Raw genomic sequence first — 15,157 nt, 5'->3', positions numbered from 1 at the left:
GCCAGCCCCTGGCAGAAGGCCTCACCGACTACCGTTCCAGCAGGTCAGGGTGAGTGCAGCTGCTGTACCGCCAGCAGACCAAGGACCTCATGGCAGGTGCGGACCCGACGACTGTGGGCCGACTTCCCATCACGAGTGGCACCTCGCGCTCGTGGAGGTTCATCCGCTCCGCTCGTCACCGGCCCCCGCAGCGGACGGGCGCAACTCCGCAATTCCGACATATGCCGCTGACCTGGGGACTTCTACGTTGTGCGACACCGATCGACACCGATCGTCTCCGCAGACCCCCTGGAAGTGGTGTTCATGGCCTCCCCCGAGACCGCTCCCCCGACCGCCGGATCCATCAAGAGAATCGTCGCCGCCAGTCTCGTCGGGACCACCATCGAGTGGTACGACAACTCATTCGATCGGGGCTAGGAGCTGCGGTTCTCGCATGATCCCGGACATCGGAGTCAGCACGGAACCAGCACGAGGTCGGTGGCGTACTGACTCGGAGCTCGCCGACGTGCTTCACGTGCGCCCTACCGCACGCAAGAGCATCTGAGCGCGGATACTCAGCGCTGCCGAATGAGCATGTGCGCGATGCGCGTTTGCGCAGATCATGATGCTCTTCCGGGACACGAGCCGAGCACATCGGCCAGGTCCGCAGCGAGCAGCCGTCCCGGAGCACACCCGTGCGGCTCTGTCTCACGGCCCAAGCTGCTCTGCAGTACCCCTACGGAACCCCCTGCGGCAACCCCGGCCGTCCAGCGGTGCCTGTTCGACGACATCCCCGAAACCCCTGGCCCGCCGCAGCGGTCGCACCGTGGGCGAGGCAAAGAAAACTGCCGGCCGGACAAAGAGTCACCTACCTCCTCTCAGGACTGTCAGTCCAGGTGGAACACCTCCGTCAGCGGTGCCATCGCCTGGTCAGCCGGCGTGCCGTCCAGGTACTGGAAGTAGCGGGACATCTCGGCCTGCCAGCGGGCGTTGACCTCGGTGGCGGACATCGCCTCGCGGGCGCGATCGAAGTCCTCGGTCTCCAGGTAGCCGACGAGCAGGCCGTCCGGGCGCAGGAACAGGGAGTAGTTGGTCCAGCCGGCGGCCCGGAGGGCATCGAGCATCTCCGGCCACACCTGGGCGTGGCGCTCGCGGTACTCGTCGCCGAGTTCGGCCTTCACCTGGAGCAGGAAGCAGATCCGGTGCTTCGTCATGAGACACCGATCCCCGCCAGCTGCATGTAGTACACGCCGAACTGGTCGGCGGTGAGCGTGGTGCCGGTGACCTTCACGTACCGGGCGGTGGTGGCGGCGAACGCGAAGGAAAGGCCGCCGGCTCCGGGGCGCGGGTACGAACTCCTCGACACCACGGTGGTCCAGTTCGTGCCGTCGGTCGAGAGCTGGACGGTGAAGGCCGACGGGAAGCCGCGCCCGGTGTTCGGGATGTCGTCGCGGGGGTACAACGTGACCTGGCTGATCCGCGACGGGCCGCCGAGGTCCACCCGCGCCCACTGCGTGGTGTTCGGGGAGCCGGCCCCGGTGCTGCTCCAGCCCGAGGAGTTCCACAGGTCGGTGTGATGGGTCCCGTTGGTGAGGTTGGCCGTCAGCCAGCCCTCCTTGGGGTACTCGACCGAGCTGGAGGTGGTCGCCGTGCGGCCCGGTGCCACATCTCCGCCGACAGCCTCGACCTCCGCGAACTGCATGTGGAAATTGCCGAACTGATCTCTGCTCAGGTTGGTCCCCGTCACCTTGATGTAGCGCGCGTTGACCGTCTCGAATGGGAAGGTCTGCGCCGTGGCGCCGGGCCTCGCGTACCCGGTCCGGGTGCTGACCGTGGTCCAGTTCGTGCCGTCGGTGGAGGTCTGGATGGTGAAGTCGACCGGGAAGCCCTGACCGGCGTTGGCCCCGTCGCTGCGCGGGTAGAGGTCCACCCGGCTCACCGGCCGGGTCGAGCCCAGGTCCAGCCGCACCCACTCGGTGTGGTTGGTGGCGATACTGCCGAAACTGCTCCACCCCGCGGCGTTCGGCGCCGACGGCCGCTGCCCGTCGACCGCCGAACGGATACCCCAGCCGTCGGCCTCGTACGAGCTGGAGGCGGTGACGGCGGCGCTCTCGGCCGGGGCGACAGAGGTCGGCATGATCCGGGCATTCCAGAAGTTCGCGCTGGCGCCGCCGGTGACCAGACCCACGTCACCTGCGGTGAACGCCGCGTCGGTGACGGTCAGCACCGGCGCCTGCCCGGTCCCGGAGTACACCTTCAGGACGTTCCCGCGCGCCACCACGCGCAGCCGGGTGCGCTGCCCCGCCACGTAGCCGGGCACGGACGCCGAACCGATCCCTGTGCCGCTGCGGTACACGAACACCTGGCCGTTGTCCCGCTGGGCGACCAGGTAGCCGGAGTCCAGGTCCGTACCGTTGGCCGAACGCACCATGAGACCGGCCCAGTTGGTGCTTCCGCCGGACGAGCTCACTCCGGTGATCTGCAGGTCCACGCCGACCGAGACGTCGGTGTAGCCCCGCCCGCGCAGGTAGGAGACGTCCCCCCAGTTCGCCGACGCGTCGGACTGCGTGTACCGGGCGCCGCTGGTCGACCAGGCCCCCCGGGTGTGGGTCCAGAAGTGGTCGCCGCCGCTGAAGTCGTCCGTGAACGGCAGCGCCAGGTCACCGGATGCCGCGGCCAGTTCGTCGAGGAGCTGCTTGTGCCGGCCCTCGACGTTCCACCCGGAGAGGTCGTACGCCGTCGGATTGGTGATCACCGTCTCGGCCAGGGTGCGTGCCGCCTGCGGCTTGACCGCGGCCAGCTGCTGCAGCAGTTCGAAGTCCTGCAGGCCCGCGGTCTGAGCTTCGCTGCGGAGGCTGTCGTGGATGCCGTAGGAGGCCTTGTTCGGATAGACCAGCCAGTGGTCGCCGGTCTGCGGGGTGTTGAAGGTGTCGGCGGCCGGGTACGGCTCGCTGAAGCCGTCGTGCCAGTAGTTCCAGCCCCAGTGCAGGTAGCCGTCGCCGCCGATCTTCCAGGTCAGCCAGGGGAGGAGCCTGGTCCCGCTGAGGTGGTTGCTGGTGAAGCGGTTCATGTACGAGCCCTGCGGGAGGATGCAGCTGTACAGCCACAGGTCCTTCCCGCTGATCCGGTAGCCCTGATAGAGCGCGACGTTCGCGTCGTAGTTCGACGAGAGCGGGGTCTGCGTCGACAGGTGAGCCGCGTCCCCGGTGAAGGTGGTCAGCTGCGCCTCGTTGGTACGCGGGTTCGGGAAGTACTGCTCGTAGAGGGTGTAGAGCCAGTTGGCTGCCGTGGCCTGTTGCGTGGTGGTGGGCTCGTCCAGGGCGCTCATGTAGAAGTTGTCCGTCCAGCCCTTGGCATCCAGGTGCGCCTTCAGCGCCGGGAAGAGCTGTTTCAACCAGTTGTTGGTGTCCGGGCAGCCGTTGGCCGGAGCGGAGTTGGGCCGGCAGAGCGCGTGCTTGACCGCGCCACTGACGCCGTTGGCCGGCACCAGGGTGTCGAGGTACGGTCCGGAGGCGGGCTGCTCCAGCAGGGTCGGGGTGTAGAGGTACTGCATGGCACCGGCGCTGACGAAGAGGTTGACGAACCGGTCGAAGGTGGACCAGCCGAAGGTGAAGTGGCCCGCGGCGTCGACAGTGGTGTCCGGGATCAGCAGGGCCACCGCGTCGGCGTAGATCACGTTGTTCCGGTGCCGCGCCATGTTCGCCGCGATGTTGGCCTCGACGGTCCACCAGTTGGCGTCGTACATCTGCACGCCGTACACGTTCGGGATCGACGCCTCAGTGCCCTCGTAGTCCCAGCCCGCCGAGGAGAACCAGTTGTTCATCTTGAACGTGGACTGCGAGGTCGGCGGGATCGTGGCGCTGTACACGGTCACCGACACCGGAACCGTGACGGCGCCCAGGCTGCTGTTCACCGTGGCGCTGCCGATGTAGGCGCCCGGCACCTGACCGGCCGGCACGTAGACCTGGTAGTAGGCGGCGTACGTGGTGTCCGCCGCCACCGACTGCGGACTGTTGTCCATCAGCGCGTCGTAGTAGGCGGTCCCACCGTCGGGCGGGTTCTGGACGTTGCCGACCTTCTGGATGTTCGGGTGGTTGTACTCGTAGCGCGTGGTGATGTTCGCGGCGGGAATGATCGCGCCGCCGGGGCCGGTCAGTGCCCCGGGGGTGACGGACACCCCGGTCTGCGCCGAACCGGACCGCACCAGGATCTGCGCCCCCTCGTAGGCGTTGCGGGCCGCGTACAGCTCGATCCCGGCCGGCGCCCAGCCCGGCGGGGTGGTCGAGGTGAAGGGCCGGTCGGTGGCGTCCAGGATCCACACGGTCGGCCCGCCGGCTGCGCCGGCCTGAGGCGCGGCGAGGACGGACGGCGGCACTGCGCACAGTGACAGTGCCAGGCACACCAGGAGACGCAGGGATCTGCGGCGACGCGTGCGCATGGAAACCCTCCGAACTCTGAGAAATGGCTTCGAAAGCCGGACAGGCCTTTTCTCCGCACCTGTTCGGGCCGCTCACAATTGATTTGCGGCGCGACTTTGGGTGGACGCGGGGCCTCGCTGTTCGGGGTCCTGATGACGGCGCGCGGGCAGCTCACAGCGATGACAGCGAGATCGGGGATGACACGAAGGGCGGCCGCTGGTCGCGCGATCGCATCGGGGATATGCGCACCCGGCCACCTGACGGCCAGCACGTTGCCCTTCGGTAAATGGAGTATTTCCAGAATTGCGATCCACAACCATTCGAGCTTGAGCAATATTTGACTGATCGTCACAGTTGGGACGACGGGCGGTGACACCGCGTCCATGCCGTGCGGCTCAAGTCAGGCGAGCCCCACACGGGCGGCGGCGGCGTCCCACGCACGGACGTCTCCCGCGGGCTCGTAGCGACGCAGTCGCTGGGTGCGGGCGACCAGGCGACGCATGGCGCCGCGGTCCTCGACCAGGCCGCGGGTGCGGGCCTGGACGAGGATGTTGCCGATGGCGGTGGCCTCGGCGGGGCCGGCGATGACGGGCAGGCCGGTGGCGTCGGCGGTGAGCCGGCAGAGCAGGGCGTTGCGGCTGCCGCCGCCGACGAGGTGCACGGCGCGGATCTCGCGGCCGGTCAAATGAACCGCCTGGGCCAGGGTGTGACGGTACGCCAGGGCCAGGCTCTCCAGGATGCAGCGGACGACGGCGCCCTGATCCTCGGGCAGGTTCTGGCCGGTGCGGGCGCAGTGCTCGGCGAGGCGGGCCGGCAGGTCGCCGGGGGCGAGGAACTCGGGGGCGCCGGTGTCGACGAGCGCCGCGAACGGGCGCGCGGCGGTGGCGCGTGCGAGCAGCTCGGGCAGGTGGTGTCCCTCGCCACGGGCGCGCCAGGTGCGCTGGCTCTCGCTGAGCAGCCACAGGCCCATGACGTTGCGCAGGTAGCGGACGGTGCCGTCGATACCGAGTTCGTTGGTGAAGTTGGCGGCGCGGGAGGCGTCGGTGAGGACGGGCGCGTCGAGTTCGAGACCGACGAGCGACCAGGTGCCGCAGGAGATGTAGGCGAAGTCCTCGGTGCCGGCGGGGACGGCGGCGATCGCGGAGGCGGTGTCGTGGGAGGCGACCGCGACCACGGGGGTGTCGGGGCGCAGGCCGGTGGCGGCGGCGACGTGCGAAAGGACGGTGCCGGCGTGGTCGCCGGGACGGCGCAGTGCGGGCAGGAGGGCCGGGTCCAGGTTGAGCGCGGCGAGGACCGGGGCGGACCAGGCGCCGGTGCGGGCGTCATACAGGCCCGTGGTGGAGGCGTTGGTGACCTCTGCGCCGACGGTGCCGGTGAGCCAGTGGGTGATCAGGTCGGGCAGCAGGAGCAGGGTGCGGGCGCGGTCGAGGTGCTTCTCGGCGGCGAGCTGGAAGATCGTGTTGAACGGCATGTGCTGAAGGCCGGTGATCCGGTACAGCTCACGCGCCGGGAGGCGGCACCAGACCGCCTGGACGGCGGCGGCGCTGCGCGGGTCGCGGTAGTGGAACGGGTTGCCGAGGAGCGCACCGTCGGCGTCGAGGAGCCCGTAGTCGACGGCCCAGCTGTCGATGCCGACGGAGGCGAGGTCCCAGCGCGCGGCGGCCTCGCGGAAGCCGTCCAGGACGCCTTGGTACAGGCCGAGGGCGTTCCAGTGCAGCCCGTCCGGGAGTTGGACGGGCGTGTTGTCGAAGCGGTGGGTCTCGGTGAGGTCGAGGCGGTCACGGCCGACCCGGCCGACGAGCACCCGCCCGCTGGTGGCGCCGAGGTCCGCCGCGGCGAAGGCGGCCGGGGTGTGCGGGGTGCGGGGCGTCACGGCCGCCTCAGCGCAGGAAGGCCGCGGCGACGCCGGCGTCGACGGGGATGTGGAGGCCGGTGGTGTGGGTGAGGTCGCCGCCGGTGAGGGCGAAGACGGCGGCGGCGACGTGCTCGGGCAGCACCTCGCGCTTGAGGAGGGTGCGCTGGGCGTAGAACGCGCCGAGCTGCTCCTCCGCGATGCCGTAGGTGGCGGCGCGCTGGGCGCCCCAGCCGCCGGCGAAGATGCCCGAGCCGCGGACCACGCCGTCCGGGTTGACGCCGTTGACGCGGATCCCGTGTTCGCCCAACTCGGTGGCGAGTAGCCGAACTTGGTGGGCCTGGTCGGCCTTGGTGGCGGAGTACGCGATGTTGCTGGGGCCGGCGAAGACCGCGTTCTTCGAGGCGATGTAGACGAGGTCGCCGCCCAGGCCCTGCCGGATCATGGTGCGGGCGGCCTCCCGGGAGACGAGGAAGGAGCCGCGGGCCATGATGGCGTGCTGCCGGTCCCAGTCGTCGGCGGTGGTCTCCAGCAGCGGCTTGGAAATGGAGATGCCCGCGTTGTTGACCACCAGGTCGACACCGCCGAAGGCGAGGACCGCGGTGCGGAACGCCTCGGCGATCTGCTCCTCGGAGGTGACGTCGACGGTGACGGCCACGGCCCGGTCCGGGCCGCCGAGTTCCTCGGCGACGGCCCTGGCGGTGGCGGCGTTGACGTCGGCGACGACGACGCAGGCGCCCTCGGCGGCCAGGCGGTGCGCGATGGCCTTGCCGATGCCGGAGCCGGCGCCGGTGACCAGGGCGACGCGGGAGTCCAGCGGTTTGGGCGCGGGCATCCGCCGCAGCTTCGCCTCTTCCAGTGCCCAGTACTCGATGGCGAACCTTTCGCGCTCCTCGATCGGGGCGTACTCGGAGACCGCCTCCGCGCCGCGCATCACGTTGATCGCATTGAGGTAGAACTCGCCGGCCACGCGGGCGGTCTGCTTGTCCCTGCCGAAGGAGAACATGCCGACGCCCGGGACCAGGACGATCGCCGGGTCGGCACCGCGCATGGGGGGCGAGTCAGCGGTGGCGTACCGCTCGTAGTAGGCCCGGTAGCCGGCCCGAAAGTCGGTGTGCAGCTCCCGCAGGCGGACGATCGTCTCGTCCAGGGGCGCGGTGGCGGGCAGGTCGAGGACCAGCGGGGCGACCTTGGTGCGCAGGAAGTGGTCGGGGCAGGAAGTGCCGAGGGCGGCCAGGCGGGGATGCTCGGCGCGGGCGAGGAAGTCCAACACGGGCGCGGCGTCGGTGAAGTGGCCGACCTGCGGGAGGTCGGTGGAGGCCAGACCGCGGATGGCGGGGGCGAGCGAGGCGGCGCGCCGGCGGCGTTCGGCCTCTGGCAGGGCTTGGTAGCCGTCGAGCTGCGGGCCGAACGGCTCGGCCTTGCCGTGTCGGGCCAGGAAGGCCTCGGCGGTGCGGATGATGTGCAGGGCGTTGGCCTCGCACTCCTCGCTGGTGGCGCCCCAGGCGGTGATGCCGTGACCGCCCAGGACGCAGCCGACGGCCTGCGGGTGGGTCCGATTGATCTCGGCGATGTCCAGGCCGAGCTGGAAGCCGGGACGGCGCCAGGGCAGCCACGGCACGGTGTCGCCGAAGCAGGCGGCGGTGAGCCTTTCGCCGTCGGCGGCGGTGGCGAGCGCGATGCCGGAGTCGGGGTGCAGGTGGTCGACGTGCGCGGCGTCGACCAGACCGTGCATGGCGGTGTCGATGGACGGAGCCGCGCCGCCCTTGCCGTGCAGGCAGTACTCGAACGCGGCGACCATCTCGTCCTCCCGTTCCACTCCCGGGTAGGTGTCGGCGAGGGCGCGCAGGCGGTCCAGTCGCAACACGGCCAAGCCCGCCTCGGCGAGGGTGCCGAGGTCGCCGCCGGAGCCCTTCACCCACATCAGGTCGACGGGCTGCCCGGTGACGGGGTCGGTGGCCGCGCCCTTGGCAGAGGTGTTGCCGCCTGCGTAGTTGGTGTTGCGCGGATCCGATCCGAGCCGGTGGGAGCGGGCGAGGAGGGCGACGACGACGGGGTGCTGGGCCATGGCGGGAGCGGCTTCCTTGTCCGGTGGCGGTGGCGCTCTCGTGGGGGGTGCACGAGGAGGGAGCGGGCCGGCCCGTGGGTACGAGGTGGTGCGGGCCGGCACGCGCGGCGGACGGGTCAGGCCCCCCATCCGGCCTGGGCGCCGCCGACCCGCTCGGCGACGATCTTCTCGGCCCAGCCGCCGGCCCGGTAGGCCGCGACCGGGTTCGGGTCCCGCCCGGCCTCGGCGCGGACCTCGGCCAGCAGCGGACGGACGTCGGTGGCGTAGGCGTCCATCAGCACCTCGTTCGCGCCGAGTACGTCGCCCGCGTTCTGAGCGGCCGTCAGGGCAGAGCGGTCGACCAGCAGGGCCTTGGCCGTGGCCTCCTGGACGTTCATCACCGAGCGGATGATCGCAGGGATCTTCGCCTCGATGTTGTGACACTGGTCGAGCATGAACGCGACGCCGGCCTCGGGGGCGAAGCCGCCGTTCCCGGTGACCTCGTGCAGGATCCGGAACAGCTGGAACGGATCGGCGGCGCCGACCATCAGGTCGTCGTCCGCGTAGAAGCGGGAGTTGAAGTCGAAGCCGCCGAGCTTCCCCTCGCGCAGCAGGAACGCGACGATGAATTCGATGTTCGTGCCGGGGGCGTGGTGCCCGGTGTCGACGACGACCGCGGCTCTGGGCCCGAGCCGCAGGCAGTGCGCGTACGCGGTGCCCCAGTCCGGGACGTCCGTGGCGTAGAACGCGGGCTCGAACAGCTTGTACTCCAGCAGGATCCGCTGGTCGTCGCCGAGCCGCCCGTACACCTCTGACAGGGCGTCGGAGAGGCGTTGCTGGCGGGCCAAGATGTCGTCCTGGCCGGGGTAGTTGGTGCCGTCGGAGAACCACAGCTTGAGGTCGCGCGAGCCGGTGGCGTCCATGATGTCGACGCATTCCAGCAGGTGGTCGAGAGCCTTGCGGCGCACCCGCGGGTTCGGATGCGTGACGGAGCCGAGCTTGTAGTCCTCGTCCTGGAAGACGTTCGCGTTGATCGCGCCGATCTCCAGCCCGAGCTCGCGGGCGTGGGCGGACAGCGCGCCGTAATCCTCGACCCGGTCCCAGGGAATGTGCAGCGAGACCTTCGGGGCGACGCCGGTGGCGGCGTGCACCTGGGCCGCGTCGGCGAGCTTCTCGAACGGGTCACGCGGCACGCCGGGTTGGGCGAAGACTTTGAAGCGGGTTCCCGAGTTCCCGTAGCCCCACGAGGGCGTCTCGATGCGCTGGGCCCGAAGGGCGTCCTTCACGGCGGATCGGTCGGCCACCGGAGCACCTCCCACGATCTGAATCGTTTCATCCCGACGGTAGGCAGGACCGCGGGAAGCGTCAAGGCACCGGCGGGGGGTCGTCGGTGTGATGTCGTAGCCTGACCTCCGGGTCGGCCGTCGGAGCCGGTGAAACATTTCAATGGTGGGACATGGGCGGCGCGGCGAGCATCAAGGACGTGGCACGGGCGGCCGGTGTGTCGGTCGGCACGGTCTCCAACGTGATCAACCGGCCGGAGACGGTCGGCGAGGAGACCAGGGCCAGGGTCCGGGCCGCGATCGACCGGCTCGGCTACGTACGCAGCGAGTCGGCTCGCCAGCTGCGCTCGGGCAGCAGCCGGATCATCGGTCTACTGGTCCTCGACCTGGGCAACCCGTTCTTCGTCTCCGTGGCGCGCGGGGCCGAACAGGCGGCGCGCGCGGCGGGCCTGGGCGTGATGGTCTGCAACAGCGCTCAGCGGCTGGCCGACGAGGCGGACTATCTCGCCCTCTTCGCGGAGCAGCGGGTGCGCGGGGTCCTGCTGACCCCGGCCGACGCGGAGGGGTCGGGAGCGGCGACGCTCCGTCGCGGCGGCGTGCCCTTCGTGCTGGTGGACCGGCTCGCCCCGGGGCTGGATGCCTGCTCGGTGTCGGTGGACGACGTCGGGGGCGGCGCCCTGGCGGCGGGGCACCTGCTGGCGAGCGGCCACGGGCGGATCGCGTTCGCGGGCGGCCGCCACCGGCTGCAGCAGGTCGCCGACCGTCGCAGCGGCGCGCTGCAGGCGCTGGCCGGCCGCGACGCCGTCCTGCTGGACCTGGAGGTGGACGGGCTGGACGTGGCCGCGGGCCGCGACGCCGGAGCCCGCCTGCTGGGGATGCTGCCGAGACCGACCGCGGTGTTCTGCGCGAACGATCTGCTGGCCCTCGGGATGCTGCAGGCCGCGTTCGCCGCGGGCCTGCGGGTACCCGAGGACCTCGCGATCGTCGGCTACGACGACATCGAGTTCGCCGCGGCGGCCGCGGTGCCGCTGACCTCGGTGCGCCAGCCCGCGGAGGCGATGGGGCGGACGGCGGCCGAGATGCTCGCCGAGGAGACCGGCCCGGGCGGCGCGGCCCACCGGCACCGACAGGTCGTGTTCGAACCGGAGCTGGTGGTACGGCGTTCGACGCTGGTCGTGCCGCTGCCCGGCTGAGCGTGGCGTTGCCGTGCCCGCACGCCTGCCGTCAGTGCGGCTGCGCACGGCAGGGTCTCCCCACCCTCTCGTGGAGGGAGCCGAAGGGATCGGTCCGGGCCATGTGGTGGTGCGGCACACTCACGTGGCGTTGATTGTGATGGCCCGCCACATATGCCGCTGACCTGGGGACTTCTACGTTGTGCGACACCGATCGACACCGATCGTCTCCGCAGACCCCCTGGAAGTGGTGTTCATGGCCTCCCCCGAGACCGCTCCCCCGGCCACCGGATCCATCAAGAGAATCGTCGCCGCCAGTCTCGTCGGGACCACCATCGAGTGGTACGACTTCTTCCTCTACGGCTCGGCCGCCGCGCTGGTGTTCAACACGCTCTTCTTCCCCTCCAGTGACCCGCTGGTGGGAACCCTGCTGGCCTTCCTGACGTACGCGGTCGGCTTCGCGGCCCGGCCGCTGGGCGGTGTCGTCTTCGGCCACTTCGGCGACCGGATCGGCCGCAAGAAGCTGCTGGTGATCAGCCTGCTGATGATGGGCGGGGCGACCTTCGCGATGGGTCTGCTGCCGACCCATGCCTCCATCGGCGTCGGCGCTCCCGTCCTGCTGACCGTGCTGCGGCTGGTCCAGGGCTTCGCCCTGGGCGGCGAATGGGGCGGCGCCGTCCTGCTGGTGTCCGAGCACGGCGGCGACGAGAGCCGCGGCTTCTGGGCCTCCTGGCCGCAGGCCGGCGCTCCCGGCGGCAACCTGCTCGCCACCGGTGTGCTGGCGCTGCTCGCCGCGGTCCAGTCCGACGAGGCCTTCCTCGCCTGGGGCTGGCGCGTCCCGTTCCTGCTCTCCGGTGTCCTGGTCGTCATCGGCCTGTGGATCCGCATCTCGGTCACCGAGTCCCCGGTCTTCCTCGAAGCCCGCGAGAAGGCCGCCGAGCAGGCGGCGGCCGGCGCCAGGGCCGAGGCCCCTGTCGTCGAGGTGTTCCGCAGGAGTTGGCGCGAGGTGCTCACCGCGATGGGCACGCGCTTCGGCGAGAACATCTCGTACTACGTCCTCACGGCGTTCCTGCTGGTCTACGTCACCGTCCACCTCCAGCTCCCGAAGAGCGAGGCCCTCAACGCGGTGCTGATCGGCTCCGCCGTCCACTTCGTCACCATCCCGATGTGGGGCGCGCTCTCGGACCGGCTCGGCCGCCGCCCGGTGACCCTGATCGGCGCGCTCGGCATGGCCGGCTGGGCGTTCGCCTTCTTCGCCCTGCTGGACTCCCGGTCCTTCCCCGCCATCGCCTTCGCGGTCACCGTCGGCCTGCTGTTCCACGGCGCGATGTACGGCCCGCAGGCCGCCTTCATCTCCGAGATGTTCGACACCAGGGTCCGCTACTCCGGCGCCTCGATGGGCTCCCAGCTCGCCTCCATCGTCGGCGGCGCGCTCGCCCCGATCATCGCGGTGGAGCTGCTGAAGGAGTACGGGACCTCCACCCCGGTCTCCCTCTACCTCTGCCTCGCGGCGCTCGTCACCGCCGTGACCGTCTGGGCGGCCAGGGAGACCCGTGGCCGCGACCTGGCCGTGGACGGGAATCCGTCGTCCGCCGCGGAACCGGGCCACAGGCTGCGGGACTCCGAGCCGATCGGCAGCTGATCCCCGTATGCTCCCCGCCGTGACAGCACCAGGCACCCAGCACTCCCACACCGCCGTACGCCGGCTGCTCGACCTGCTGGCCGAGGGCGCGCCGGCCGAGGACTACGCCCGTCCCGCCGCCGAGGCCCGGGATGCCGGTGCCCCGGCGGGCGAGCTGGCCGAGATAGCGGAGGCCACCGGCGTGGCCTTGCGGATCCGGCGGACCCTCGGTCAGCACCGCCGGCGCGAGGCCGAGCTGACGGCGTTGTTCGACACGGCGAGCGACCTGGCCGCGCTGCGCGAACTGGACGCGGTGCTGCGTGCGATCGTCCACCGGGCGAAGCTGCTGCTCGGCACCGACGTCACCTATCTCTCCCTCAATGACGAAGCCGCAGGCGATACGTACATGAGGGTCACGGACGGCTCGGTCGCCGCCGCGTTCCAGCAGGTGAGGCTCGGCATGGGCGAGGGTCTCGGCGGCCTGGTGGCCCAGACCGCCCGTCCGTACGCCACGGGCGACTACCAGGCCGACGCCCGCTTCCACCACACGTCCGCCATCGACGGGGCGGTCGGGCAGGAGGGGCTGCGGGCGATCCTCGGCGTGCCCCTGCGCGTCGGCGCGCGGGTCATCGGCGTGCTGTACGCGGCGGACCGCGCTCCGCGGGAGTTCTCCCCGGAGGAGGTGGCGCTGCTGTCCTCGCTGGCCGACCACGCCGCCATCGCGATCGACGGCGCCCGGCTGCTGGAGGAGACCCGGGCCGCCCTGGCCGATCTGAACTCCGCCTCCGAGACCATCCGGGCCCACAGCGAGGACGTGCGCCGGGCGGAGCGGGCCCACGACCAGCTCACCGACCTCGTCCTGCGCGGTGGCGGAGCCGACGAGGTGGCCGCCGCCATCGCCGCCATCCTGGACGGCGCCCTCGTCATCCACGACTCCCACGGAGCCGAGCTCGCCCGGGCCGGAACCGGGCCCGTGCCCCCACCCGCCCGGGCCGTGGAGGCCTCCCGGGCCAGCGGCCGGGCCGTCCCGCAGGACGGGACCTGGGTGTGCGCGGTACTGGCCGGACCGGAACTGCTCGGCAGCCTCGCCCTGGCCGGGCGCCCCGGCCTGTCGGACACCGACCGGCTGCTGTTCGAGCGCGCGAGCGTCGTCACCGCGCTGCTGTTGTTGCTGCGCCGGTCCGTGGCGGAGACCGAGGACCGGGTGCGCGGAGAGCTCCTCACCGACCTCCTCGCCCTGTCCACGGACCCGAGTGCCCTGGCGGCCAGGGCACGGCGCCTCGGTGTGGACCTGTCCCGGTCGCACTGCGTCTTCGTCATGCACGGCGACGCGGCCTCGCGCCACCGCCTCCTCGCGGCGGCCGCCCGCAGCGGTCCGGCGCGCGGCGCCCTCGCCGGGATCCACCACGACCACGTGGTGCTCGTCGCGCCGGTCGGGGCGCCCGGCCCGACCGCCAAGGCGCTGGCGGCGGAGCTGAGTCAGGCCGTGGGCTCCCCGGTCACCGTCGGCGCCGCGGGCCCGGCCACGGGACCGGCGGGGCTGTCCGCCGCGCACGGTGAGGCGCACCGCTGCCTGTCCGCCCTGCGCGCCCTGGGCCACACCGGGCGGGGCGGGGCCGTGTCGGAGCTCGGTTTCGTCGGCGTACTCCTCGGCGATCAGGCGGATCTGGTCGGGTACGTACGCAACACGCTCGGCCCGCTGCTCGACTACGACGCCCGGCGCGGCACGGACCTGGTCCGCACCCTGGACGCGTACTTCGCGCAGGGCACGAGCCTGACCAGGACGAGGGAGGCGCTGCACGTCCACGTCAACACCGTCGTGCAGCGCCTGGACCGGGTGGGCCGGCTCCTCGGCGAGGACTGGAACTCCCCGGCGCGCACCCTCGAGATACAGCTCGCGCTGCGGTTGCACCGCCTCGCGCACGGGCTCTGAAGAGCCCACGAAGAGGCCACGGGGTGGCTACGCGGTGGCTACGGTGCGGCTTCCGGGCCGGGCCGGGAGTCGATCAGGCGGGCCAGTCCGTCCAGGACGCACTGGAGTCCGAAGGCCCAGATCGTCTCCGGGTGGTATCCGCCGACCTCGCTGCCGACGCGGCCGGCGAGCGGGTAGCGCTCCGGGTCGAGGGCCCGCTCCAGCAGCGGTGCGCTGACGGCCCACCAGTCCTCCTGGCTCTGGCGGCTGTTGTGGGCCGCGTCGTCGGCGGCGGCCAGGGCGTTGGCGTGGACGAAGCCGAGGAGGTGGGTGAGGGCGGCGTCCATCTCGACATCGGTGAGCCCGATGCCCTCGAAGGCCGCGAGCTCGTACTCGTACTTCCCGATCACTCCGGGGCCCAGCGGCGGGCGGGTGACCGCGAGGTCGGCGATCCAGGGGTGGCGGGCGAGCAGGTCCCGGTTGTCGTCGGCGACGCGGGCGACCCGTGACCGCCAGGGCTCGCCCGGGTCCGTCTTCCGCCGGTCCATGTGGTGGTAGGCCTCGTCCAGCATGAGGTCGAGCAGTTCGGCCTTGCCGGGGACGTAGGTGTAGAGGGTCATCGGTGTCACGCCGAGGCGCCGGGCCAGCGCCCTCATGGTCAGCGCGGCCAGCCCCTCCTCGTCGGCGAGGGTGGTCGCGGCGGCGACCACGGCGTCCACGCTGAGGCCCTGCCGCGGGCCGCGGCGCACGGGCTGCGCCGGCCGTCCGGGCTCGCGCCACAACAGTTCCAGCGTGCGGACGGGGTCGCCCGCTCCGCTCCGGTCCTTCGCCATGCCCGGTCCTCCGCACGCTCGCCCGCTGGGCCAATAACTC

At 71.6% G+C, this 15,157-nt stretch carries 9 protein-coding genes; 3 read left to right on the top strand and 6 right to left on the bottom strand.

Annotation, left to right across the window (positions count from 1 at the left end):
• Nucleotides 1–866: 866 nt before the first annotated feature.
• From AB0D29_RS06615 to rhaI, 5 genes are all read right to left on the bottom strand, one after another.
• Nucleotides 867–1,193: an L-rhamnose mutarotase gene (locus AB0D29_RS06615; RefSeq protein ID WP_362852466.1), complete on the bottom strand. Its 327-nt coding sequence runs from the start codon at nt 1,191–1,193 to the stop codon at nt 867–869.
• A complete protein-coding gene (locus AB0D29_RS06610) occupies nt 1,190–4,417 on the bottom strand; it encodes a discoidin domain-containing protein (RefSeq protein ID WP_362852465.1) in 3,228 nt (1,075 codons plus the stop codon). The genes AB0D29_RS06615 and AB0D29_RS06610 overlap by 4 nt, the downstream gene beginning before the upstream one ends.
• 380 nt (nt 4,418–4,797) lie before the next feature.
• Nucleotides 4,798–6,270: a rhamnulokinase family protein gene (locus AB0D29_RS06605; protein WP_362852464.1), complete on the bottom strand. Its 1,473-nt coding sequence runs from the start codon at nt 6,268–6,270 to the stop codon at nt 4,798–4,800.
• A 7-nt stretch (nt 6,271–6,277) separates the two neighbouring features.
• On the bottom strand, nt 6,278–8,317 hold the full coding sequence (locus AB0D29_RS06600) for a bifunctional aldolase/short-chain dehydrogenase (RefSeq protein ID WP_362852463.1): 2,040 nt from the start codon (nt 8,315–8,317) through the stop codon (nt 6,278–6,280).
• Between the two features lie 116 nt (nt 8,318–8,433).
• Nucleotides 8,434–9,600, bottom strand: a complete 1,167-nt coding sequence (rhaI, locus tag AB0D29_RS06595) for an L-rhamnose isomerase (protein ID WP_362852462.1) — start codon at nt 9,598–9,600, stop codon at nt 8,434–8,436.
• A 152-nt stretch (nt 9,601–9,752) separates the two neighbouring features.
• Here rhaI and AB0D29_RS06590 point away from each other — a divergent pair, with 152 nt between their 5' ends.
• From AB0D29_RS06590 to AB0D29_RS06580, 3 genes are all read left to right on the top strand, one after another.
• Nucleotides 9,753–10,772 (top strand): LacI family DNA-binding transcriptional regulator, encoded by a 1,020-nt coding sequence (locus AB0D29_RS06590; protein ID WP_362852461.1) that lies wholly within the window; start codon nt 9,753–9,755, stop codon nt 10,770–10,772.
• Between the two features lie 235 nt (nt 10,773–11,007).
• Complete coding sequence (locus tag AB0D29_RS06585; protein WP_362852460.1) at nt 11,008–12,393, top strand: MFS transporter; 1,386 nt, start codon at nt 11,008–11,010, stop codon at nt 12,391–12,393.
• 7 nt (nt 12,394–12,400) lie between these two features.
• Nucleotides 12,401–14,305, top strand: coding sequence for a GAF domain-containing protein (locus tag AB0D29_RS06580; RefSeq protein WP_362852459.1), 1,905 nt, complete (start codon nt 12,401–12,403; stop codon nt 14,303–14,305).
• A gap of 38 nt (nt 14,306–14,343) precedes the next feature.
• Here the strand turns inward: AB0D29_RS06580 and AB0D29_RS06575 are convergent, their stop codons facing one another.
• The gene (locus tag AB0D29_RS06575) at nt 14,344–15,117 is read right to left on the bottom strand and encodes a TetR/AcrR family transcriptional regulator (protein ID WP_362852458.1); all 774 of its coding nucleotides are present in this window, start codon (nt 15,115–15,117) and stop codon (nt 14,344–14,346) included.
• Nucleotides 15,118–15,157: the final 40 nt, after the last annotated feature.

The organism is Streptomyces sp. NPDC048424, assembly GCF_040651555.1.
In the GTDB taxonomy this organism is placed as follows: Bacteria; Actinomycetota; Actinomycetes; order Streptomycetales; family Streptomycetaceae; genus Streptomyces.
This window is presented reverse-complemented; position numbering and strand designations above follow the sequence as displayed.